Annotated in this window: 18 protein-coding genes and 2 tRNA genes; 10 read left to right on the top strand and 10 right to left on the bottom strand. The window is 56.3% G+C overall.

Annotated elements, in window-relative coordinates; all coding sequences use genetic code 11:
* The first annotated feature begins 1 nt into the window (after window position 1).
* A tRNA-Ser gene (locus tag AB5Y70_RS19000) sits at window positions 2-89 on the top strand.
* A gap of 306 nt (window positions 90-395) precedes the next feature.
* On the opposite strand, the gene AB5Y70_RS19005 is transcribed toward AB5Y70_RS19000, so the two are convergent.
* Window positions 396-518: a hypothetical protein gene (locus tag AB5Y70_RS19005; RefSeq protein ID WP_258057335.1), complete on the bottom strand. Its 123-nt coding sequence runs from the start codon at window positions 516-518 to the stop codon at window positions 396-398.
* 456 nt (window positions 519-974) lie between these two features.
* Between AB5Y70_RS19005 and AB5Y70_RS19010 the strand changes: the two genes are divergently transcribed.
* The 3 genes from AB5Y70_RS19010 to AB5Y70_RS19020 all read left to right on the top strand — a co-directional run bounded on the left by AB5Y70_RS19010 (window position 975) and on the right by AB5Y70_RS19020 (window position 4,807).
* Window positions 975-1,733: a MurR/RpiR family transcriptional regulator gene (locus tag AB5Y70_RS19010; RefSeq protein ID WP_029314645.1), complete on the top strand. Its 759-nt coding sequence runs from the start codon at window positions 975-977 to the stop codon at window positions 1,731-1,733.
* 118 nt (window positions 1,734-1,851) lie between these two features.
* Complete coding sequence (locus AB5Y70_RS19015) at window positions 1,852-3,360, top strand: PTS transporter subunit EIIC (protein WP_010674984.1); 1,509 nt, start codon at window positions 1,852-1,854, stop codon at window positions 3,358-3,360.
* A 13-nt stretch (window positions 3,361-3,373) separates the two neighbouring features.
* On the top strand, window positions 3,374-4,807 hold the full coding sequence (locus AB5Y70_RS19020; protein WP_010674983.1) for a 6-phospho-beta-glucosidase: 1,434 nt from the start codon (window positions 3,374-3,376) through the stop codon (window positions 4,805-4,807).
* Between the two features lie 322 nt (window positions 4,808-5,129).
* Here AB5Y70_RS19020 and AB5Y70_RS19025 read toward each other — a convergent pair whose 3' ends face one another.
* The 6 genes from AB5Y70_RS19025 to AB5Y70_RS19050 form a co-directional block, all read right to left on the bottom strand.
* Entirely contained in the window at window positions 5,130-6,350 is a 1,221-nt protein-coding gene (locus tag AB5Y70_RS19025) for a DUF1254 domain-containing protein (RefSeq protein ID WP_010674982.1), read from the bottom strand.
* A 96-nt stretch (window positions 6,351-6,446) separates the two neighbouring features.
* Window positions 6,447-7,964 carry a DUF1254 domain-containing protein gene (locus tag AB5Y70_RS19030; RefSeq protein ID WP_029314641.1) on the bottom strand — a complete coding sequence of 506 codons (1,518 nt, stop codon included), beginning with the start codon at window positions 7,962-7,964 and terminating at the stop codon, window positions 6,447-6,449.
* A gap of 330 nt (window positions 7,965-8,294) precedes the next feature.
* Window positions 8,295-10,469: a catalase/peroxidase HPI gene (katG, locus tag AB5Y70_RS19035; RefSeq protein WP_010674980.1), complete on the bottom strand. Its 2,175-nt coding sequence runs from the start codon at window positions 10,467-10,469 to the stop codon at window positions 8,295-8,297.
* A gap of 521 nt (window positions 10,470-10,990) precedes the next feature.
* Window positions 10,991-11,066, bottom strand: a tRNA-His gene (locus tag AB5Y70_RS19040).
* Window positions 11,067-11,425: 359 nt separating this feature from the next.
* Window positions 11,426-12,736: a type II toxin-antitoxin system HipA family toxin gene (locus AB5Y70_RS19045; RefSeq protein ID WP_143237612.1), complete on the bottom strand. Its 1,311-nt coding sequence runs from the start codon at window positions 12,734-12,736 to the stop codon at window positions 11,426-11,428.
* Window positions 12,736-12,990, bottom strand: coding sequence for a helix-turn-helix domain-containing protein (locus AB5Y70_RS19050; protein ID WP_005329233.1), 255 nt, complete (start codon window positions 12,988-12,990; stop codon window positions 12,736-12,738). The genes AB5Y70_RS19045 and AB5Y70_RS19050 overlap by 1 nt, the downstream gene beginning before the upstream one ends.
* 501 nt (window positions 12,991-13,491) lie before the next feature.
* On the opposite strand from AB5Y70_RS19050, the gene AB5Y70_RS19055 reads away from it, so the two are divergent.
* Window positions 13,492-13,740 (top strand): hypothetical protein, encoded by a 249-nt coding sequence (locus AB5Y70_RS19055; RefSeq protein ID WP_010674978.1) that lies wholly within the window; start codon window positions 13,492-13,494, stop codon window positions 13,738-13,740.
* Window positions 13,741-14,160: 420 nt separating this feature from the next.
* On the opposite strand, the gene AB5Y70_RS19060 is transcribed toward AB5Y70_RS19055, so the two are convergent.
* Entirely contained in the window at window positions 14,161-14,412 is a 252-nt protein-coding gene (locus AB5Y70_RS19060; protein WP_010674977.1) for a type II toxin-antitoxin system Phd/YefM family antitoxin, read from the bottom strand.
* A 78-nt stretch (window positions 14,413-14,490) separates the two neighbouring features.
* Window positions 14,491-15,798 carry a Fic family protein gene (locus AB5Y70_RS19065; protein WP_021140687.1) on the bottom strand — a complete coding sequence of 436 codons (1,308 nt, stop codon included), beginning with the start codon at window positions 15,796-15,798 and terminating at the stop codon, window positions 14,491-14,493.
* A 254-nt stretch (window positions 15,799-16,052) separates the two neighbouring features.
* On the opposite strand from AB5Y70_RS19065, the gene AB5Y70_RS19070 reads away from it, so the two are divergent.
* From AB5Y70_RS19070 to AB5Y70_RS19085, 4 genes are all read left to right on the top strand, one after another.
* Window positions 16,053-16,505: an antitoxin Xre/MbcA/ParS toxin-binding domain-containing protein gene (locus AB5Y70_RS19070; RefSeq protein WP_021140686.1), complete on the top strand. Its 453-nt coding sequence runs from the start codon at window positions 16,053-16,055 to the stop codon at window positions 16,503-16,505.
* A gap of 331 nt (window positions 16,506-16,836) precedes the next feature.
* Window positions 16,837-17,415, top strand: coding sequence for a hypothetical protein (locus tag AB5Y70_RS19075; RefSeq protein WP_021140685.1), 579 nt, complete (start codon window positions 16,837-16,839; stop codon window positions 17,413-17,415).
* Window positions 17,408-19,786 carry a site-specific integrase gene (locus AB5Y70_RS19080; protein WP_043171236.1) on the top strand — a complete coding sequence of 793 codons (2,379 nt, stop codon included), beginning with the start codon at window positions 17,408-17,410 and terminating at the stop codon, window positions 19,784-19,786. Before AB5Y70_RS19075 ends, AB5Y70_RS19080 begins: the two co-directional genes overlap by 8 nt.
* Window positions 19,771-23,079 (top strand): tyrosine-type recombinase/integrase, encoded by a 3,309-nt coding sequence (locus AB5Y70_RS19085; RefSeq protein WP_368176110.1) that lies wholly within the window; start codon window positions 19,771-19,773, stop codon window positions 23,077-23,079. Before AB5Y70_RS19080 ends, AB5Y70_RS19085 begins: the two co-directional genes overlap by 16 nt.
* A gap of 516 nt (window positions 23,080-23,595) precedes the next feature.
* Here AB5Y70_RS19085 and AB5Y70_RS19090 read toward each other — a convergent pair.
* Window positions 23,596-23,823 (bottom strand): helix-turn-helix transcriptional regulator, encoded by a 228-nt coding sequence (locus AB5Y70_RS19090; protein WP_059169915.1) that lies wholly within the window; start codon window positions 23,821-23,823, stop codon window positions 23,596-23,598.
* A 123-nt stretch (window positions 23,824-23,946) separates the two neighbouring features.
* Between AB5Y70_RS19090 and AB5Y70_RS19095 the strand changes: the two genes are divergently transcribed.
* A complete protein-coding gene (locus AB5Y70_RS19095) occupies window positions 23,947-24,156 on the top strand; it encodes a hypothetical protein (RefSeq protein ID WP_021140683.1) in 210 nt (69 codons plus the stop codon).
* The last annotated feature ends 13 nt before the right edge of the window (window positions 24,157-24,169 follow it).

Here is a 24,169-nt window from a genome sequence, read left to right on the forward strand (position 1 = left end):
TGGTGAGGTGTCCGAGTGGCTGAAGGAGCACGCCTGGAAAGTGTGTATACGGCAACGTATCGAGGGTTCGAATCCCTCCCTCACCGCCAAATAAAACAAAAGGCCCTGTCGCAAGACGGGGCCTTTTGTTTTTCCGGTAGCCGGCAATCTGGTCTCTACCCGGTATCGACAGGCGGGTGGACTAGCCCGCTTGGACAGCCGAAGGCTGCCCGCAGGGCGAGCGCCAGGGATGGTGCGAGTCAATCCCGACCCAGCACCAAATTAGAAAAACCGACCTCAGGGTCGGTTTTTTGCTTTCTGAGCCAGCCGTACACACCCTTATTCCCGTCACGGTGTTATCTCTTCAGCTTGGAGATAGAGGGGACATTTCTGTACTTGTACTCCCGGGGCAGCCCTTAGTCGACAGGCAGCTCATCCGTTGCCATCTCATAGGCATCAAATTGCTCGGCAGGGATCGCCACGCGGCCCGGTTTCACAAACAGGGTCGCGATGGAAGGTGCGTTCAGCAATGACGACAAGATGGAATCCCTGGCGTCTACCCCTTCCTGCAATACAGTGAGCTGGACTACCGACAGTACGCCGTCCTCATGAGCCATTTCGAGGCATACGGCTGCACCGTGATCGCGGCACCATGTGCTCAGGCGCCTTGGGGGCGAAGCGTACAAATACGCTCACCCTCTGCTGGCATCGCGGGACTTGCTGATCCCATGGAGGGGTTGCTCACCGATAACCTGATATTGCGTGCCACTAATAGACACAATGACATTCGCTAAAAATTTAGGCTCCATGCAGAGCCTAAATATTCCTTCTCTCATCGAAGCCATGGGCAGATACGCGAAAATCTTGCCGGCGTGATTGTGATAGTAATCACAGTTCGAGCGTTTAGATTTATCCTTCCTCGACCGGGTCACTCCTTTTGTTACACTGCGTGACATCATCCTGAATAAGGACGCGGCTGCGCTCGGTGAATTACCATGTTTAATAATCAGTTGGTCTCAACATTAAATGCCTTCGAGTTCAAGGTATATAACTATGTAATAAAGAACCATCAGACGGTTATCTATATGACGGTCAGGGAATTGGCCGAAGCCTGTGATGTGTCGACCGCCACCATATTGCGATTTTGTAAGAAGATGAATTGCAGCGGTTATGCGGAATTCAAAGCCTATCTAAAAATGAATGCCGAGAAGCGCGGCGAAATATCGCTGCCACACGGTGCCAACGAGTTCCTCTCTTTTTTCAAGAGCATCAACAATGACGAATTCGACGCCTTGATCGCGAGCGCCGCCGAGCAGATCGCGGGGGCCGAGCGGGTGATCTTCGTGGGGGCGGGCAGCTCGGGCACGCTGGGGCGCTACGGGGCGCGCTTCTTCTCCAACATCGGCAAGTTCAGCAACCACATCGATGATCCCTACTACCCGGTCAACACCGACATGTACAAACAGGCGGTGGCGATCGTGCTCTCGGTCTCCGGGGAGACCACCGAGATAATCAAGTTGGCGAAGCAGTTTCTGTTTCATCACTGCAAGCTCATCACTATTACCAGCAATAATAAATCCACCCTGGCCCAGATGGCGGATTTCAATATTTCATATCATGCGGCCAGGCTGGTGGTCGACAATGAATATGATATTACCACCCAGGTGCCGGTGATTTATATCATCGAATCCATCGGTCGCCAGTTGGCAAACAAGATAAGTGCCGAGGTGTCACAGGGTGTGTCTTTTATGTAACAAGTAACAAAGCGGGTATTTTGTTATATCGTGACAAGGATGAATGCTTTCCCTACCATCGATTCATAACATTTGAATTGTTTCGATATTAATTAATAAATGGCAGGGAAGGATCATTATGGCAATAAACTATGCGGACTCGGCGAAACAGATCGTCGAGTTGATTGGTGGTGACAGCAACGTCATCAGCGTCACCCACTGTGCCACCCGGCTGCGGTTTGTCCTAAAAGAGATGGGACGGGTCGACAAGGAGGTGTTGAAACGGGTGCAAGGGGTCATCACCGTCATCGAGTCCAGCGGTCAGCTGCAGGTGGTGATCGGCAACCACGTCGGGGATGCCTATCGGGAAGTGCAAAAACGGGTGCAGATCGACGAAAACGCCGTGGTCGACGCCCCCAAGGTGGGTATGGTGAACCACCTGATGGACATCATCTCCAGCATCTTCGCCCCCTTCCTCTACCCACTGGCCGCCTGCGGCGTGTTGCAGGGGCTCATCTCCTTCTTCGCCGCCATCGGCTGGATGGACACCGCCAGCGGCACCTTCCGCATCCTCAACTTCGTCTCCTGGACCGGCTTTACCTTCCTGCCGGTGATGGTCGCCTTCACCGCGGCCAAGAAGTTCAACGTGAACCCCTTCACCGCCGTGATCGCCGCCTGCGCCCTGGTGTCGCCCGATTACATGAACATGCTGACCGCGAACAAAATCATCCTGGCAAACTCCGCGGATCCGGCGGTGCAAGCGCTGATGCAGTCGGCGATGGAGAACCCGGCCATCAACGAGGCCATCGTCAACCTGGTGGGGGTTCCCCTTAACAGCGCGCCGCTCAGCTTCCTCGGTCTGCCGGTGCAGTACCTGAGCTACACGGCCTCGGTGATCCCCATCATCCTGATGGTGTGGGCCATGTCCTATGTGCAGCGCTTCTTCGAGCGGATCCTGCCGGTGGTGGTACGCAACCTCTTCACCCCCATGTTCTGCCTCGCCATCATGGTGCCCCTGACCCTGCTGGCCTTCGGCCCCATCGGCAACCTCATCGGCGGCGCCATCGGTGGCATCTACAACACCCTCTATCACCTGAGCCCGTCCATCGCCGGCTTCGTGGTGGGGGCTGTCTGGACACCCCTGGTGACCCTCGGCGTGCACTGGGGCATCACCCCGGTGACGGTGGGCAACTACGCCACCCTGGGCTATGACACCTTTACCGGCCTGCAAGCCTCCGCCGTGTTCGGCATCGCCGGCGCCGTGTTCGGGGTCTACTTCAAGGCCAAGGATCCCGAGCTGAAAAGCGTGACCCTCTCGGCCGGCGTGACCGCCCTGTTTGGCATCACCGAACCCGCCATCTACGGGGTGGCCCTGCGCTTCAAACGCCCGCTCATCTGCGGCTGCCTGGCCGGTGCCATCGGTGGTACGGTCGCGGGAGCCTTCAACGCGGTCTCCTGGAGTTACTGCATCCCCGGCATCGCCGTGCTGCCGGTGTTCTTCAAAGAGGGCCACATGGCGCAGTTCCTGGGCTTCCTGCTCTCCATCGGCGTAGCCTTTACCCTGGGCGTCATCTTCTCCTGGATGGCGGGCTTTCAGACAGATGCCGAAATAAGCCAACCCCAGCCGCTGACATCCAAAGCCGTATAAGGAGCGACAAGTCATGAACAACGCATTACCGAAAGACTTTCTGTGGGGGGGGGCGGTCGCCGCCCACCAGGTAGAAGGGGGCTGGGATCAGGGCGGCAAGGGGCTCAGCATCGTCGATGTGCTCACCAGCGGCGCCCACGGGGTGGAGCGCGTCATCACCGACAAGATTGAGGCCGGTCATCGCTACGCCAACCACGAGGCGGTGGATTTCTACCACCGCTACAGAGACGACATCGCACTGTTTGCCGAGATGGGCTTCAAGTGTTTTCGCACCTCCATCGCCTGGTCGCGCATCTTCCCGCTGGGGGATGAGGCCGAGCCGAACGAGGCGGGGCTGCGTTTTTATGACGACATGTTCGACGAGCTGCTGCGCCACGGCATCGAGCCTGTCATCACGCTCTCCCACTTCGAGATGCCGAACCACCTGGTGACCCAATACGGCGGCTGGAAGAGCCGCACCGTGCTGGACTGCTTCGTGCGCTTTAGCGAGGTGGTGCTGCGCCGCTACCAGCACAAGGTCAAATACTGGATGACCTTCAACGAGATCAACAACCAGCGCAACTGGAAGGTGCCGCTGTTTGGCTACTGCTGCTCCGGGGTCATCTACAACCAGGAGCCGAACCCGGAAGAGTGTATGTACCAGGTGCTGCACCATCAGTTCGTGGCGAGCGCCAAGGTGGTCAGTCTGGGCCATGAGATCAACCCGGGCTTGCAGATCGGCTGCATGCTGGCCATGGTGCCCCTCTACCCCTACTCCTGCCACCCGGACGATGTGATGTATGCGGAAATCGCCATGCGCGAGCGCTTCCTGTTCGGGGACGTTCACATGCGCGGCCATTACCCCGCCTATATCCGCAAGGAGTGGCAACGCAAGGGCTATGAGATTGTCATGGAAGCGGGGGATGAGGAGACGCTGCGGGCGGGCTGCGCCGATTACATCGGGCTGAGCTACTACATGAGCAACGCGGTGCGGGCCCACGGCGCCGGCACGGGCACCGCCTTGTCGGGCTTCGAGGGCAGTGTACCCAACCCCCATGTGAAGGCCTCAGAATGGGGTTGGCAAATCGACCCGGTGGGGCTGCGTTACACCCTGAACCTGCTCTATGGCCGCTACGAGAAGCCGCTGTTTATCGTCGAGAACGGCTTCGGGGCGCGGGATCAGAAAGACGAGCGGGGAGAGATAGACGATGACTACCGCATCGCTTACCTGCGCGCCCATATCGAGCAGATGAAGCTCGCCATCGTCGAAGACGGGGTGGATGTCATGGGCTACACCCCCTGGGGATGTCTCGACTGCGTTTCCTTCACCACAGGGGAGTACAGCAAGCGCTACGGCTTTATCCACGTGGACAAGAACGACGACGGCAGCGGCAGCTTTGCGCGCAGCAAGAAGCGCAGCTTCGACTGGTATCGCCAGGTCATCGCCAGCAACGGCGGGACACTATAACTGGGTGATTCAATATGCTGCCTTGATTAAATAAAACCTGTTATTGATACCGCAAAGTGCCATTTAACTATGTGGCTATGCAGGTTTTTTAATGTAAAGGCAGTGTAATATCTTCCCCTGACAAGGCTGGTGTGACATGTCGACACTGAGTTGTCGAGCCGTGGATCCCGCCCTTATCCGCAATAAGAAAAACCGACCTGATGGTCGGTTTTTTGTTTTGGCTGTTCTGCCTGGTACCGCTCAGACGCTGCCTTAGTTTGCCATCCCCCCTCGGATTTTGTCTGCCAGCCAGCGCGGTGAGCCCATGTGCCTTATTTCACCGCTATTTCACTACTTCCAGCACCGGCATCGGGTACTTGCCTTCGCGAATGGCTTTGTTCGGCCCATACAGCCGCATGATGATGTAGGCATCCTTCTCCGGAATGGGCAGCCAGTTCGGGTTGCTGGCATCCCCCTTGGCACTGAGCTCTATGGTGTACATACCATCCGGGCCCGGCTTGAGGGTGCGATCCCCACGGCTGTGGCGGTTGATGGTGTTATGGGCCATCAGCTTGTTATCCGTGCCGTAGACGGTGAAGGACCAGAACTGGCTGACCTCGGGCGCCTTGAAATGCATGCGGTATTGCTTGCCGTTGGCGCCGTTGATGCTCTGGCCATCGGATCCCTTGAGTGCCTGTAGATAGACGGACTCTTCCGGCGGTAGTCCCCATTGTCCGATCAGGGTGCCTTCGGCGAACAGATCGCGCTTCTGGTTTTGAAGCTCAGCCCGGGTGCCGAGCAGCCCTTCCGAGCTGGTCATCTTGGGCAGGAGCGCGTTGAGATAGGCCAAGCCCTGTTTCTCGCCTTGCTTCGCCGCGGCCATTTGCGCCGCGCTCAGCTTGGTGTTGCAGGGCGCGAGGCCCGTCTCCTTGTACTGCGCCAGCCAGTGCTTGTCGGCGGTGCCCATGTCCCCCTGACACAGCACGAAGTTGACCCGCTGCAACCAGTTGGTGCTCGCCGGATCCGGCCACTGGTGCTCGGTGGCTTTGGGCCCAGGCTGGCCGAGATAGGCCGACAGGGTGCGCACGTTCCAGTCATCCATGTAGCCAAGGGCGACCTTCTCGTCGTCCTTGCTGGTGGCCATGATGCGGCCCATCACTTTGAGGATGTCGGAGTCGACGCGGATCACCTCGGTGACGCTGGCCGGCGTCTCGCCTTTCCAGCTACGGGAGGCAAACATGAAGTGACCCCCCTTGGTGCCGTGGGTGCGGGAGCCGATCATCGAGGTGGTGTAATGGCCCATGTCCATGGTGTGCAGGATCCAGTAACGGCCCTTGTCCATGTCCGGCACGCTGATGATCACCGGCTCCGCACTGAGATCCAACCAGCCCTGCAGGTGCAGGGTATCGTTGTTGATGGTCGGGTGATCGGTGTAGGTATCGTCCGCCAGGTGGCGAATGTTCTGGAAGCGGTTCAGCGGGGTGTCGGTCTTGACCGCCGTTTCATAGAAGAACTTGTAGGCCTCATCCATGGAATAGCCGTAGATATAGGCATCTTGTGCCATTTTATCAGTGATTTGTGCCATGGCAGGCATGGCTGCGATACATAACACTGCCGCAAGGGATAGCTTTCTCATAAGTGCTCCACTCCTGTTCATGGTTTATGCGCGCTCGAAATCCGCCAGCTTGAAGGTCTTGTGGTTTAATTCGTCGGTCGGGCCATAGAAACGCATGGCCGGCAGCGGGCGTTTGCCACTGGTCGGGATCCAGTTGTTTTCCTTGCCTGGCGGGGCGGTCGGGCCCACGTAGAGGGTGATGCTGCCGTCCGGATTCTTGGCCATCTTGTCGAGATCGTAGGAGGAGAGGGTGGTGCGCCCGCTCTCGCTGTAGATAAAGGACATGGTGTCGCGGTTGTAGACCGTCAGTGCCCAGAACTGCTTGACCGGCATCTTGGCCGGGATGGTGAGCTTGTAGAGCTGACCGGCTTCCAGCAGTTTGCCGTTGTTGTCCGCGAGGCACATCAGGTACTGGGTGGCCGGGGTATCGCTCAGCGCCTTGGGCATATAGGTACACCAGAAGTACTCGGCGGCGCGATTGATGAGGTCGATGCGATCCTCATAAGTGAAGGTGAAGGTCTTGTTGTCATCGCTCTGCAAGAGGGAGGCGTAGTGCCTGTCAGGCCAGTAGCGTTTCTCCTTCGGGAAATTGTCATACCAATGCTGCATGTAGAACCAGGCATCGATGGCCGCCTGGCGCATCGCCTTGCGGGTTTTCTCATCCGGGTTGAATGAGGTGCCGCGACCTATGCCAAGGGAGGTGAGCATCCCCATCATCACCTTGTCCTGCTCGCGCACGGGTTCGACGCTGGCCACTGCATGCAGGTCGTCGAAGTGACGCTCGTCGTAGTAGGGCAGGGTCGGGTAGCGCTTGTTGCCCGGATCGACGAAGCGCTGGGTCGGCGGATTGCTCGCCTCGGAGAGAGAGTACATGCGCAGGCGCTTGGAGTAGTGATAGGCATCGTTCGTCGACTTGCCGGGCGCTGGCACAGAGCGAAAGGCAAACGCCACGCGATAATTCGGGGAAGGAACATGCAGATAGCCGGCCGGGATCGGCTCGCTGTAGCCGGGGGGCGTCAGCAAAAACTTGCCGCCCTTGCCTTGGTCGAGCCCTGCCGGGCCCACATCCGCGATGGTGAATTGCCAGGCATCGACAATCTGCCCATACAGGCTGCCATCCGGGCCCGCAGCGGGCACTTCCAGCACGGTGGGGCCGTGTTGCAAGTCGGTGAAGGCCGTGATGTAGGGGGTGGTGCTGTTGGCCGTGATGGCCTCGAGATGCGGGGTGGCAGGCTTGGCATAGGCGATGATGTCGTTGTCTTTGAGACCCAGATTGTCGAAGGCGGCGCGCCGGAAGCTGTAGATGGCGACCGCCGGCATGTTCCACAAGACAGCCTCGAAGGCCCGCTGGTACTTGATCTGGTACTCAAAATCTTCGACCGAGCTGACGGAGCCCGCTGGCGGCAGGCCACTCTCGGTTTCACCTGGTTGGCCGGCGCCATGGCGCAGTGGTGTCTTCAGTGACAACCCTTCGGCAAACGCCGGAGTCGGAAGTCTCAATGTCGTCAGACCGACGGCGGATCCCAGTGCTAGCTTGTAAAACTCTCTGCGTGTAATTGGCATTTAAACATCCTTGCTGATGTGGGTCGCTTCAATTCTATCCCGATGACTATAGAAGGATTCTTGTGAAGACTCGGGCCTGAGTGTCATACGTGAACATTTCATGGGACGGCGATCATGTCCACTCATTGAAATGGGGTTGTGCCCATGAAGGTGAGCGCGTCAGGCCCTGCTGGGGTATTTCCTGGTTTCCCGGGGCTGGGGGCATTGGCCATCTCCCCTTGCGGGTTGGTCGATGGCAGCACTCAAAGGGGAGGGATGGGACTCCCCTTTAGCATCGATAAAAAAGCCCGGTAGTGATACCGGGCTTGGTGGTCGAGCAGTGCTTTAGCCTCAGGCGAGGTCGAAGCGATCCAGATTCATCACCTTGGTCCAGGCCGCCACGAAGTCCTTCACGAACTTCTCCTTGGCATCCGCACTGGCGTAGACCTCCGCCAGGGCGCGCAGCTGGGAGTTGGAACCGAACACCAGATCGACCCGGGTTCCGGTCCACTTCACCTTGCCGCTCTGGCGATCACGGCCTTCATAGACTCCCTGGCTGCCCGCCGCCGGCTTCCACTCCGTGCCCATGTCGAGCAGGTTGACGAAGAAGTCGTTGGAGAGGGTACCCGGGGCGGCGGTAAAGACCCCGTGGCAGTTGCCCGCGTTGGTGCCGAGCACCCGCATGCCGCCCACCAGTACCGTCATCTCGGGGGCACTCAGGGTGAGCAGCTGCGCCTTGTCGATCAGCATGGTCTCCGCGAAGCCCGCGCACTCGCCCGCGTAGTTGCGAAATCCATCGGCGAGGGGCTCGAGCACCGCGAAGGAGTCCACATCGGTCTGGGCCTGGGAGGCATCCATCCGGCCCGGAGTGAAGGGCACGGTCACGGCGACACCGGCTCTCTTCGCGGCCTGCTCGACCCCCACGCCGCCCGCCAGCACGATGAGGTCGGCGAGGGATACCCGCTTGCCGCCGGTGGCGGAAGCGTTGAAGGTCTGCTGTATCCCGTCGAGGGCCTGAAGCACCTTCGCAAGCTGGGCAGGCTGGTTCACGGCCCACTCCTTTTGCGGAGCCAGGCGGATGCGGGCACCGTTGGCGCCGCCACGCTTGTCGGAGCCACGGAAGGTGGACGCGGAAGCCCAGGCGGTCGACACCAGCTCGGCTACGGACAGGGAGGCCGCCAGGATCTTCTCCTTGAGCAGGGCCACGTCCTTGTCATCGATCAGGGGATGATTGACGGCGGGGATGGGGTCTTGCCAGATCAGCTCCTCTTTGGGTACCTCCGGCCCCAGGTAGCGGGCGATGGGGCCCATGTCACGGTGGGTCAGCTTGAACCAGGCGCGGGCGAAGGCATCGGCGAAGGCCTGCGGATCCTCGTAGAAGTGGCGGGAGATCTTGCCAAACTCGGGGTCAAAGCGCAGGGTCAGGTCGGTAGTGAGCATGGTCGGCTTGTGGAACTTGCCCGGGATGTGCGCATCGGGAATGATCTCCGGGGCATCCTTGGCCACCCACTGCTTGGCGCCGGCTGGCGACTTGGTCAGCTCCCACTCGTAGTTGAACAGGTTTTCAAAGAAGTTGTTGCTCCACAGGGCCGGTGTCTTGGTCCAGATCACTTCGAGCCCGCTCGAGACGGTATCCTTGCCATGGCCGCTGCCGTAGTCGCTCATCCAGCCGAGGCCCTGGGCCTCCAGAGGCGCGGCTTCCGGCTCTGGCCCCTTGTGGGATTCGGGCGCGGCGCCGTGGGCCTTGCCGAAGGTGTGGCCGCCGGCGATAAGGGCGACCGTCTCTTCATCGTTCATGGCCATGCGACCGAAGGTGGAACGGATGTCCTTGGCAGCCTCCATGTAGTCACCGCTGGCGTTGGGCCCTTCCGGGTTGACGTAGATGAGGCCCATGTGGGTGGCCCCGAAGGGGGCCGTAAGCTCGCGATCGCCCTTGACCCGATCGGGATCGACCCCGAGCCAGGCAATTTCATCCCCCCAGTTGACGTCCTGATCCGGCTCCCACACGTCGGGCCGCCCACCGCCAAAGCCGAAGGTGCGAAAACCCATGGTCTCCAGGGCGACGTTGCCGGCGAGGATCAGCAGATCGGCCCAGGAGATCTTGTTGCCGTATTTCTGCTTGATGGGCCAGAGCAGGCGACGGGACTTGTCGATGTTGACGTTGTCAGGCCAGCTGTTGAGGGGGGCGAAGCGCTGTTGGCCACGGCCGCCGCCACCGCGACCGTCGGTGGTGCGATAGGTGCCCGCAGCATGCCAGGTCATGCGGATGAACTGGGGGCCGTAGTGACCGAAGTCCGCCGGCCACCACTCCTGGGAATCCGTCATCAGCTTGACCAGATCTTTCTTGAGTGCCTTGTAATCCAGGCTGGCGAAGGCCTTGGCGTAGTCAAAGTCCTTGTCCATGGGATCGGCGCCGGGGGAATGCTGATGCAGCAGATCCAGCCGCAACTGGTTCGGCCACCAATCTCGATTGGTTCTGCCGACGCCGGCGGTGTGGTTGAAGGGGCATTTGCTTTCTTCACTCATCTCTGTCTCTCCTTGGCAGTCATGTGCAATGCAGACAACTCAGTATGGGAACTTTTCCTGCAACCGGCGGGGCATGTGACAGGTTGGGCCTTGGACCGGCATCGGGGGGTTATCAATAACTCCTTATATTTCAGCTAATTGATTAAGGATGGGATGACCGTATTACGAAAAGATGAATCGGTGCCATCGAATTTGGCTGCTCCTGGACAAGGGATAAGAGAAGGAAGGAGCGCCCTGGCAGCCGTGTTATCAATCTTTTTATCCATAACACGAGGGATCAGACCTGGACTTGCGCTGGGTCATGGCATGAGGAGGGCTTGTCTTGAGCGGGGCAGAAAACCCCATTTTTGTGACGGCGGTCCGGATTGCGTCCTGAGCAGGACGCCGAGCGCCAGAGGATGGGGTGGGGGCGTTGCGCCAAAAAGCGGACGGCGCAGAAACAAAAAGACCGGCCAGTGGCCGGTCCAAACAGACAGCGTGCTGCTGTCTCATCAGGCTGATCCCAGCCTGGAGGGGAATAATGGGGTGGCTGATGGGGCTCGAACCCACGACAACCGGAATCACAATCCGGGACTCTACCAACTGAGCTACAGCCACCACTGAAATCTGCCTTCGATACAGCAATCAAACTCATCAGTATCGATGGCGCGCCCTGCAGGATTCGAACCTGCGACCCACGGCTTAGAAGGCCGTACCTGTTAATATAGTTAAAATGTCATCAGGATACGTCAAGCACCAAATTAATATAGAGCTTTAAAATCAATGCTTTATTGCCATTATGTCGTTCTAGGTTAGCTGAGGAAATTTGATGTTGCCAAAATTGGCACTTCAGGTTTCTGCATTTTTAGTTGTTTTTTTGATCTAAAATGGATCATTCACTCGCTCGTACGCAAAAAAATGAGCCTCGATAGAGGCTCACCTGGGGCGATGCAAGAGGCATTTGTCACATTGGTTAATTATCGTTTTAAGCGTTGAGCTCTCGAACTGAGTCCACCCAAAATTGAATCTGCAATCTCAGTGGGAAATGTATCAGGCAATTGCTGACGAACGATTGATATTACCTCATCCAGATTATCCGTCAGCTCGCTGATGATTTTTTCCATCTGCACTTGTTCAAAACCAATCGTCTTGGCCGTTTGATAAAAATGGCGAGGAAATATCTGCTCTATCGCGTATTTTTTGCCCTTGGTTGCAGTAAGCCCCATGGCCAACTTGGCATCACGGGGATGTAATCCTTTACCACCAAATGCAGGATACATGGAAAGGATGTCGTAAAACGGTGTAAGCCGGAAACGCCCTTCAGGTTCGATAAACACCGAGAAATTCTTGGCATGGCCATCAGTGGCAGCCAGCAGCCAGAACAACACCTGAGACTTCATAAACAGGTACCGATCCTGCTCCGGCGTGGCCGATCCCAGCAGGGTCGTCATGATGTCAGCAATGCCCGGTCCACCATGGCTCTCGTACTTGCGTGCTGACGGTACATTCAACACCTGGCAGAAGTCCTCTTGGGGCAGGCGCATGATCCAACTGCGATCCGTGGCGTAGCGCCGATCGAAGCGTTCCACCGCCAGAGCCTTGACCTTGCCGACCTGCATGATGAAGCAATGGGGAACCGGAAGACCCAATGCTTTGGCGATCAGGGTGCAGAGATATTCGTTTTCTACGCTCTGGGAGAGGTCTATCGAGTAGGAGTGGCTTTCGATCTTGCCAATGGGCAGCTTGATAATGTGGGTGGTTGGGGTCGCTGCATGCGGTAAGCACCAACGGTTGTCGAGGTAGAGTAACGCGGTCTTTTCCTGAGCCCCGGCGATGGATATCCGAAAATCGTCCTCTTCCCTCACCATACCAAGCGGGATCCCTTGCTGGTAGCTGGTCATGATCTGCTCCAGTTCGGCGTCAGAGAGCGGCTTGCACTCAATGCGCTTAACGTCTGGCACAGGTCTGCCCTGAGCCACCAGTTGCAATGCCCCCACGCTGTCCTGGCCAATGCAACTGAGCAGATCAAAGGGTTGGGTGGAATCGGCTTGATAGCGCGCCACCACCCGGTTTCTTACTTCCGGGTTATCTGGCAGCAGATTATCGAAGAAGTTATAGGCCTCATCGCCCTGGTAGCGCTGCTGGCGTAATGGCATGGAGAGCGAGATGGGGCGGCTGCCTGGCAACTTCACCCACGATTCATCGTACTGAAATTGGTGAGCACCATTGGTCGCCTTGGTAAAGGTACCTACCCGGTATCCGTTCATGTAGACCGTCAGGCTGGCCATTACCACTCCTCCTTCCAGCCAGGCGTGGCGTTTTCCGCAGGATCGGTGCGGGGCCTGATATCGAGGGAGAGTTCCAGTGCTGCGAGGATCTTGAACAAGGTCTCCAGCTTGGTTGACTCGGGATTGAGCTCGAAGCTGGACACCGTGTCCTGCCTGATCCCCACCTTGCCGGCCACTTTGCCTTGGGAGAGCTTTTGCGAAAGCCTGGCATCCTTGAGACAGGCACTAAGTTGCTTGGCGCTGGTTACTTTCATGATTTGACTTACCTGGTAGCGTAATTTCTTTTAATTTACACGCTGTGGCAGGTATATCAATATTTACCTGCTTTAGGCGGTAAATGTTTTTCACACGCTAAAGGCGGCATTTAACCTTGATCCTCAGGTATGGGTGTCGCACTTTCGATTCAAGGGGCCATTAAAACAAGGTGTAACGAGTTTCAGCAGGAGTGCACTGGGGTTGGCGCAACAAAAGCCAAGGCAGCGATGGTGCGTCGGTTGATCGTCTCTGTCAGTGAGTCCATGATTGTTGCGATCGCTTCACGGGAGCTCACAAGTTCGCACCCGCGTTCGCTTCTTTAAATACCTTCTTGAATTGATGAGCACGAAATTTTGCCAATCTAGCCGAGGTTTCTCGGGAAAATTTGCAAATGCAGTGATGGTGTCATACCAAGCAGCCACCTCCATTGAAGATCTAAACTGGACAGGTCCCCAGTGTTATCGAAAACGGGGGGGCGCAACCAACAAGGTAACTCTGACATGTTGAAACCCATTCTGGTACAGCTCCGAGAGGCCTTGGCCGAGCTGCCCTACTTCACCCATATCGACAACCAGCATGACTACGAAAGTGCGCTGGCACTGATAGATGAGCTGGTGGATGACTACGATAACAACGTCCAGCTGTTAGACCTGCTGGCGGCCAGCATTGAGCGTTGGGAAGATAATGCTGAAGAGTTTGCCGAGTTTAACCGGCGGGTGGCGGCCATCCCTGCGTCATCATCGACATGAACCACTAGGCTAACGTCTTGCCGCCGGGCGCAGCCTACCGCATGAAGTCCGAGCACGACAACAAGCTGCTGATGGATCTTCGATCCAAAAATCGGATGGTTGCACACACTCCAGGGTGGTCAAAATTGGACGCTGAAAACCCCGGATGGATGAGTCAGACAGGAATGCCGCCTGACGGCCTTTGCTTTTCAGTGGTTCGTCTCCATCGGAAGCGCCCAAGTGAATTCCCCTTTATTACTACACCGGGGCCCAGATCAGCAGGCGCTGCCAGTTCGCTCACACAATGAGGGGAGGAGGGCCATGACACGACTAATGCTGCGATGACAATAAGGGGCATCGTAGCGTTGATCTCCAGCCCGCGCTTGATCAACGTTGATTTGCAAGAGCTGAGGGTAGTGATGGCAAGGATGGGATTCTAAATCATAGGTCCTCCAGGTTGACGCTGACGAACTCCGACCGTTTGACTCGCTCATCGACAATACGGTTCAGCTCGGCATCTTCGGCCAGTTCCAGATAGTAGGCGTAGAGCTCAGGCGGCACACAATAGAATGCTGGCTCGTTACGATAGAGGATGGCGACGGCATCGCCTTTTCCCTCTTTGATGGTCCCCATTGGATTGCGTCTGAGCTCTGTGATATTGGCAGTGGTGGCTGCCAGGCTTTGGTAACTCATGATGATGTCCTCGGCATAGAGCACCGCACTATGGAATACCTTAATAGATACTCAACTCGACGATTGTCACAGTATCAATCAGCGCCCATGTTGCGCTTTCCACGCGATAAACTCCGAGGGCCGTAAACCATAGCGTGCCAGAACACCTTCATGCAGCCTTCGCAACTCTTCAACAATCAGTGCCTGTACGGCCGATCGCTCTTGCTGCGGGACGTTCTCTGACACCGCTTGTTCAATGGTGCTGAGTGGATCAAGTTGGATCGACGTGACGACCCCACGGACAGTCTGTTTGATAAGATCCCGCCATGCTAGGCGAAGTGGGTCAGGTTCGGCGAGATCCCGCTTGATGGCAAGATATTCTTGGGTTGAACGTTCATAAGCCCACACGTACAGGTCGCGTAGCAGTTCGATGCGGGCCATTTCGTACACACCGAGGGTGGCGCGGCTGTAGGCCTGTTCTGGTACATCGAGGAAGGTGAGCGGGCAGAGGTTGCCACGAAACAGGGGGAGATTCGCGGCTAGGCGGGAAGTGCGTTTATTGATGTCGGCAAAAGGTTGTAGGTAGGGCAAGTGCACCATCATGAAAAACGATTGTTCAAACGGATCGTGGATCTGATTGGCTTTGCTCAGCACCTCGTCCAGCACCTCTTCGATTTGTTGTGCCGTGGATAACGGGCGATAGATACTTTTACTGATGTCGACAGCATGTTGGCGAATGCGCCCCTCATCGGCAGGGTTGGGTAGCAAGTTTTCCGCCAGGGCGCTGTGCAAGTTCATCAGGGTGTAGCGGTTAAATTCGGCACTGTCGATGTTTTCGACCAGTAACTCGATCGCGGTTTTATGGTTCAGGATCATCTGCGTTTCGATGGCTCCCTTACCCCGCGCGGCCTTGCCGTGCTCGATAAGTTCACGGGTGTCTAGCCTGCTATAGGTATTACCTTCCAGGTGGCTCGATGCCCATGATAAGTCGATCAACAAACGGTTCAGGATCGCTCGACTGTATGTGCCGGCAGGCTCATCGATGTCTGTGGTCTTGCCCATGTTGTGCAACTGACGGCGCAGTGATTCGGACAGGTAACAGGTTTCGTTGGGATGATATGCCTGCAAGAAATCATGCTGATAGCCCACGGGCTTGCGGGCTGGGAGGGGCTGGTCGATATAGGCAAGGATATCCAGGCTGTCGGCAGAGAGTGGGATGAACGCGGGGAAACTGTCCACCTTGGCTATCCGGGGCTCGGTATGGCTCTCGGAGTCAGCATGATAGCGGCGAGCCCGTCCTTCGCCTTGGGCTGTGATGTGGCCGCTTTCAATCAGCTTGGCTATCAGGCGCTGTGCGGTGCGTCTGGCTATGCTCGGGTGGCGGCCCAGCAGTTCAGCCAGCGTCAATCCGCTTTCGGATCCCCTGATAGTCTCTAGTAGGTCTGTGGTCGCTGACATCGTGTTTGTTGGCGCGTTTTTCATATATATGGCGCCATTTTGGCGCAGTTAACTAAACTGCGCCAGTTTTAGTGGCAAGTTTGGCGCAGTTTTGCGGTGGCTTCATAGGTTAACGTTTGGGGTTTGAAAGAGTCCTGCATCGTTGATGGTATGGTTTAGATGGGCTAGTTTAAAGGCGCAATGATACAGGGAGCCGCCTCGCCATGTCCTACGCTGCTTATCGTTCTGTTCGCCAGATCCGCCAACCGAAGGGGCTGATGGCCTCGCTGGCCTTGCCCCAGGAGCTTGTGGGGGCGCATCATCTCATTGTGGCTGGAATGGCTCCCTCCATCGTCAATGAACTGGCTGCGTTGCTGGGCTGCGACGTCAAGATAGTCTGTCAGCTGGTTGGCATTGACCGCTCGACGGTGACACGCAAGCGCACTGCGGCGGCCCTGCTGTCCCGCGCTCAGAGTGCCCGTATCTATTCATTCGTTAGTGTGATGGAGGCTGCGGAGTCGCTGTTCGAGGGGGACAGGGGGAAGGCGCTTGAGTGGTTGAACAAACCTGCCCGGGCGCTGGGAGGAAACCCTCCTGCTACTTTCCTGACGACCGCTGTCGGAGCTCAGGCAGTTATCGATCTCATCGGCCAGATTGAGCATGGCGTCGTCGTTTGATGGCGACCTATCTCGCTGAAGGCGTTACCGCTCGACAGCGGTGTCCAGCATGTGCAGGAGAAAGCCAAGTATTGTTCAATTGACGTCACCCGAGTCAGTCACATTCCCCCTTGCATATCGGCTAAATGATCCCGCTCCCTCGACGATTACCCACTTGGTGAATTGCATCTCCATTCCTGACTTCATTCACAGTACCTGCCTGCGGTAGGCCTGCCATGCGCAGGTTCAGAGGTTCGGTGTGTGGCTGAATCGGTTTATCGCTAAGGAACTGTTTGAAAACAAAATACATTTTTATGTAATGTGTTAGTAACGGGTGATACACGGGGTTTACATGAGGACGAAGGAGTCAGGGAACTATCAGATCCATCCGGCGTTAGTCGCGTTTCGTGAGGCGTGGTTGGAGTTGGGCTTCAAGACTGGGCTGCCGATTGCCGATCAATTCCATACGCTCTGGGAGTCAGCCATTATTCTCTATCGTCCCTTGTCGTCAGGCGATGATGTGGGCAGTGCGCTTATGATCGTAGGGCCATTGTTGCCAGTATTGTCTTGGCCGTCGCCAATCAAACCGCCGCCTGGGCAACGATTGATCCCCTGCGGGCTGAATGATGGTGAGGTCGAGCAGCATCTGGCCGGGGAGTGGCTGAGGTTGATGACGCTGTTAGGGGAGCCCCGTCTCATCGAATGCAGCCGACGAATTTTCAATCGCGTTCTGACAGACGAGCAGCGTCTTAACTGGTTTCAGAAGAAGCGGTTGTCTCAAGACTATTGGGCCAAGGTGTGCGGGTTGTCCCGGGAACAGCTGGCGCATGCTCAGGAGGCGCTGAGCAAGTCCCGGCAAAAAGACAAAAAGAACGGGATGGTATCGGTGCCCGAACCTAACTTCTTCTTGCAGAGGTTAGCCGATGAGTGATGACCTTTCGCAGGAGCAGGCAGTGGAGGGTCTTGACGCTGAACCCGCCCGTTCCCTTACCCGACAGCTGGTGTTTCCGGAGGCGTTGGCCGAGTGGCACCGGCAAATCCTTGAATCGTTGCAAGCCTGCTGTCAGGGGATCCTGGGATTGGATCCAACACTGACCGCGTTGTTGGCCGCCGAGCTGCAGTGGATCGATTCTGTCTCATCCAAAGAGATGCTGCCCCCATCGCCACTCTCTGCCATGCAAATGCGTGAGCGGTTGAGTAAAGATCGGAGACTCAGCCAATTCTATCTCGTTGACGCCATCTTGGCGGAATTGCGTAGTGGCCATAGCCTCAACGGTGAGCTATTTGCTCAGCTCAAGTCCGTGACGATCCTGGCCGTCTTGGCGTTATCACATATCAATTTTTCTCAGGGTATTGCCGAGCGGGACCAAACGGTCGAAGAGGCGCTGCGCAACGTCAGGCTGATGGCGAACAATCAACGTGAGGTGATGATTAAGGCCCTGTCTGAGGTCGATTTTACGCAGCCGATACTGACGCTATTGCAAGCCATCAAGATCCAGAGAGAGCAATATGCCAATAACAAGCAGGTGAGCGTCAATACAGGGGCCTTGGAGGCCCTACTGAGCCGACTCTATAAGGCGCGAGCCAAAGAGATCAAAACGGGTACCCGGTCAACCGGCGAACGCCAGCGGTTCCAACTGGAGGCGCGTTATCAAGAGCAGCTCGACGAGCAGACCCAAATCCTGTTGCTACGGGAGGTTCTGCTGCAGCGCGGCAAAGTCAAACTGACCGAGTGGGAGGGTGAAGAGGAGCGAGGAACCCTCCCTGAGCAGCAGACGCTGCTGGTGTCCTCTCAGCCACAGGGGTTGATGGATATTCAGGCGAGGGTTTTGCAAAGCGCCTCGGTAGCGCTCTCCATGTCGATGCGTCATCTGCAGTTGCCGGCCAACCTTTGGATTGCCACAGCGTCACAGATCACACGCCTCGTCGATGCCTTGATGCCTCAGGCGGTCGATGAAACGGCGTTGCCGGCGCTGTCGATCCTGCTGCAACTGGTGATGGGCACGAGTAGCGAGGACTTGCACAAGCTGCCGGTCTGGCCGAGTACTGAGATTAAATTGCCTGCTCCTGGCTCTCGATTTGCCGATGACGACGGACCCTCAAAGAATGCCAGTGGTATTTGGCGGCTTCCTCATGGGGCGTATCTACAACGCTATGTAGAGGTTGCCCACAGCCGAGTGCATAGGAAATTGCACTCTTTTTTGCCAAAGAGCGACTTATTCTTGCAGCTACCTTTGCCAAAATGGGCCACTCATTTATTGGTTGGACACGGTTGGAGGACATTGAGTAGTAGCGCGCAGGTGGATTGTTTAGCGCGAGCAAATGAGCGAGCTGGCACGGCCTTGACCATGCGACAGCTGCAAAACTACCAGCGTGCTTGGTTGCAAAGAGAGGGGATTGATAGCGCCATTGCCGGTATCCTGCGTGGCAAGGCGGCTCAGCAATGTTCCCCTATGGCCTACAGTCATGTGCCACGTAAAGACGTGTTGCAGATCTGGTGCCGTTATTTGGCCTCCATGGGGATGACCGCGGTGGTGCTGGCACCGGAATTAGAACAAGGAGCTGTCGGATCACGCCTCTATCCTAGCGTTGGCGAGCTTGCTCGACTCCTAGGAAATTATCAGCAGTACCTCTGTGCACGACTCAGTGGGTCACGGCAGCAGCGTCCAACGCTGACGCAATATCATAACCTCCTCGTGCGCCACAGTTTGTTGATCCTCCATCTTTCTACTGCCGCCAGGCCCGTGACGGAGATGTACGGCAGGCGTGGCGATTACTGCCTCATCAGTCGCTTTATCCGGCTGACAGACAAAGAGGGACGATCTGTGAGCTCGGCCAGGTTGGTGCCATTGTCAGCGTTGGCAGTGCAGCAACTGCAAGCCTGGGAGCGCTATTTGACATATTTGGCATGTCAGCGTGAGCCGCTGCTGGCGCCGTTAGTGTCGGCGGCGGAGCAAGCATTGAGTGGAGCTGGAGCGCTCCTGTTCTGGGCGGTCGAGGCCAAAGATGGCAGCCTGGAAGGCACAGAAATCGTCACCCCAAATTCGATGATGAGGCAGTTCGAAAATCTGTTGCCCCTGGCGCCAAACTGGCATCGCCATTCGGTGCGCAGCCACCTGCTGGAGCAAGGCGTGGCCACCGAGTTTATCGATGCGCTGCTTGGTCATGAGGAGATGGGGACAGAGTTCACAAACCAGTACAGTAGTGCGGCGTTGAGCGATCTATTTACCCTGACGGACGTGCTGGACAAATGGCATCAAACCCTCGGGTTGAAGGTGATGGGCGAATGGACAATCCACTGATCGATTGGCGTGAACAGCTTCGAAAGGAAGATGAGCGTGCAGCGAACGTTCTTCGGTCTGGTCGGGCTATGCGTCGGGATCGTCTCAAACGTGCTCAGGTGCAAATAGAGCGTCGAGCACTGGATGCGCTGTTGCAACATTTGCCCGGCCTATTCAAGGAGCCAGCCGATGTCCGAGGGTTTGAGTATCTGTGGCCATTGGCGATGAGCACGTTGACGGGCAAGTATAGGCGACAGTCTGAATTCAAGGCTGGGCTGCGAGCCATCCTGCTTTGCCTGCAGCAGGGCAATACCAGCGGGTATTGGCAGTTGCCGTTGCCGACAATCCCCCTGACGGTGCTTCGGCGCCCGCTACCTTACACTGAAAAGTGGTTTGACAAAGCGCAGCGCTGTAGTCAAGCGCTGCTGAACTGGCATAGACAGATCGAGGCCCGCGACACTAGCCTGATCGAAGCTGAAGATTTACTGGCCGACATTCTTCATAGCGCGGTGTTTTACTGCGGTGTACACCAGACGGCGATTTTGCACGCACTGATGCTGGCCATCGCTGAGCGGCGAAGATTATGCACGAATGGCTCAGTTGTTTGGTTGCCTTTGACGTTAGAGAGCAAGGCGTTGGCCACCAATGCGCACGATAGAGCAGGGAAGGGGGTTACCGAGCTCCAGATTTTCCTAAGCCTGCCGACTCTGGGGTTGGTACAGCGCTGGTATCGTCGGCGCGGCAAAACGTTTGAGCTTGCCGTTGAGCTCGACACATTCAGCTTATGGGCCCAGAGACATCTGACTGCACCCCTGCGCGGGATCAAAGAGTTTTGCCAAGGGGCGAGTCTGGTAACCGGTGGGCAAGCCGGGGTCCGCTGGCCACAGATCCTGACTCATGTGGCATCTGGGGCGTTACACAGTGTACCACTGCCTCATGAACACTGGCTTTCACTGCATCATCCGACGGTTGCGGATGGTCACCAAGTGGTGTGTTTGGCGCAGGAGGCGAGTACCGGATTAGTCGATAACCTGACGGCAGGCAGTTCCAAGCGTCGGCGCTACCATGGCGAAGACCACCCTTATTCATCCTTACTGGCTCGGTTGCGAACGGTGTTGGCGGAAAAGGAGAGCGCGACTCGCAAGCAGACGAAGGCAAGCTGCCTCGCAGGACTGAATCGGTTGCGCAATGAGCAGACCCTCAGCAAGTCAGAGCAGATCCTGGTCGGGTGGCTACATCAATGCATCGCAAAGAACAAAAACAAGCCTTCGACGCTGCGCAGTTACCTTAGTCGCGGTGGTCAGCAATGGCTTGTTCGGTGCTTTGATCATGATCTCGGCTTATGGGATGGCGATCGTTTTCTGAGCTGTTATCGAGCATTGCTGGAAGAGTATGGGGGGACTTCAAATCTGGTCGTCGACCCGGCGCTCTCTGGTGCGGTTGAACGGACGGACCTGGAAAGATCCTCCTCCGCAGAGCCGGAAAGTTCCTCTTCCGAGGCGCCCGTTAGCCAAAAGAATGCTGTCAGCTACATGGCTGCACGCTTGACCAGCCTGCACAGCTATGCGGTGGCGAGTTACCACTTGGCCCCATTGCCGGAGGAGCTGGTCCCGCGCGAGCGCCAGCGGCCCCATGTGCGTGCCACCTATCTCAGTGAACCTCTCTTTCGACAGTTGCTGCGTGGAATGGAGCGGATGACGCACACCTCATCGAGTTACCGAGAGTGTCTGAGCGCGTTATACATCGTGGCTTATCGTGCTGGACTGCGCTTGAGCGAGATCCAAAAGCTCAGGTTGAAAGATATCGAACGCAGTCCAGAGTGCTGGCTATATATTCGCGATACCCGGCTTGATGATGGCAAGAGTGACAGTGCCACCCGCAAGATCCCCCTGGGGGTCTTGCTGACCCCGGAAGAGCGTACTCGATTGGATGCGTACTTGTCTGGGTTATGGCCGCGAAAGGCGAAAAACGCGAACGCGCTGGCGTTTCCCTCACAGAGCGGTTGGTTGATACCGATGTCGGATGAAGAGATCAGGGGGCCGTTAACCAGTATCCTTCGGCAGGTTGGTGGGAAATACTATACCTTCCATCATCTGCGGCATACGGCATTGAGCCGCCTGCAACTGCTGCTACATCACGAAGCTCTGGCACTGCACAGTTTGCCAGGGTGGGCACATTTCCTGCCTTGGTCGGCCGCACAGTGTACCTCTATCTACCAGACCATCACACACTCATCCACTCAGGGGGATTATTGGGCGCTGGCCCAGTTTGCTGGCCATCAGAGCCCGGAGACGACGTTGCACTCATATTTGCATTTTACCCACTGGGTCAATGCAGCGTGTCTGTTGCAGGCCAAGTACGACTGGTCTTTGTCACTGCGACACCACTTCACCGGGCTGTCTCGTGCAAAGCTCACACAGAACGACTGGTTGGAGGGGCCCTTGACATGGCAGCGCTGCCGGGAGGCCCTGCTCCAGTCGCTTTCGCCTTATCTTCAACAGGTCTCCTGGGTCCTGATGGAGTGTGCACCTTACCCTCCCTTGGTTAAACACAAGCTGGATTTTGATGCCGCTCTGGAGCTGATCGCACGGTTCGCACGACATGAAGATATCACCGATCAACTCAATCGTTATCAACTCACACCCGCTATGGTCGATGAGTTAGTTGAAAAAATTCATTTACTTAAAGCATTTAAGACTCAGCGGGGAGCACAGCGATTGCTCTACTCAACGTCACATCATCTGAATTTGCTTCCTGGAGCCTTGCGCAGTCATAAGGAGCAAGTCGAACTCCGTAAAGTGGTTAAACTGGCTCGCCAGGTCTATCGCGAGCAACGAGCGGCTTTCATCGAATGGATTGGCTATCTGCTAGTCCGAAGCAATACTCGCAACACTGGGATCCCCTTCACGGATCCACAGATGTTGCAAGCCTTCCTGAGTGTGACGGTGTTACTGCTGCCAGCGACACGGATTGCGATCGAGGTACGATGTGGCGCCAAACGGAGTGAAAAATCCCCATGGCGGGAGGTCATCTCACGCTATCGCGTGAAGAGTGAATTCATTGAAAAAAGTGGGGCTAACCGGGCACTACTGCGAATAATTCATCCTGACGAGGCGGGTATCTGTCAGCGTTCTACTGAGCGGCAGCAAAATGCTGACACGGTAAAACCAATGGCGCGCTACAGCACTCCGTTGCTGCGGACAGTCGCCTATGTCGTGGCGCTGAAAGTAATGAGCATCCAAGAGCTGGTATCGCTAGGTAACAAGAAGAAAGCCGACTTTGCACGTCAAACCGCGCGTGAGCTTACAGATTGAACGTGCAACATGCTGAAATAGAATAAAAATCTATTTGCTTCGCCATTTTGCCAGCTGCCTGACCACTGCGCGCTGCGCATCTGATGTGGATAGGCCTTGAAGGGGCAGGAATTGCTCTGCTTGCCGGCGCTGCTGTCGAGGGCTGAACCAGCTTTTCCCATCCTTATCCATGTTCCAAGGGCTCGAAACGGCGCGTTGGAGTATTGGCAAAAAGTCATCCGTCGTTGCGTCGCGTGATAGCTGGCCACGCAACTGAGCGCGCCAGCGTTTGTGCCAAATCCGCTTGTCTTCAGCTTCAGACGTCGCTGTTGTGTAGCCAAACATGGGGGTCTTTCGTCGACTTCGGCTCATTTTTTTACCTCATCTCAGGGGGGATGAAAATTTATCCGGAGTATCGATGGGAAAGTGCATATTGATGAGGTGAGGAAGGCTGGGATGGTCAGATTGACTACCACGTCACCGTTCCCCTGACCTCGTTAAACCAGACCTTTTGGGTTCTCTCGTAAGAGTCTTTTGTTACATTCCACCGAGATTCTCGGGAGGGTGACCCACCACTTCAAACAAATCACCAATCTCAATTCTTAAATGGTGGCATAACTGTTCTATTACTTCTAACTCCACTCGCGTTGCCGTCTCATTGTAGAGACGATGCAAAGTGTTTCGATTGATACCCGTATCTCTGGCAACTTCGGCAACTTTGAGTTTCCGTTCACCCAAAATTCGGGATAGATGGCACTTAATCATCACTCCTCCATAGAAAAAAGACCTGCAGGATGGCAAAAATCGTTGCACTAACGATTTGTGGTGCTAAAATCCCTCCTGTGGTGCATTTGTTTTTTTTGAAGAGAAAAAAGAGAGGATATGATTATGGCATACACCTACCTGACAACAGAAGAGCTCTCTGCTCGCATCAAGTTCGATCCACGTACTATCCGCAATCAGCTGAAAGACTCTGTCCTGCTCGAAGGGCTGCACTATATTCGCCCGTTTGGCGGTCGTAAGTTGTTGTTTCTCTGGGAGCCTATCGAAGAGGAAATGCTCAAGCACAGCGCAATGTTCGAGTCGTTTCAGGGCTAGGGGAGGTGGATTC

The sequence above is a fragment of the Aeromonas sp. s1(2024) genome (genome assembly GCF_040908005.1).
GTDB classification, from domain to species: Bacteria; Pseudomonadota; Gammaproteobacteria; order Enterobacterales; family Aeromonadaceae; genus Aeromonas; species Aeromonas caviae.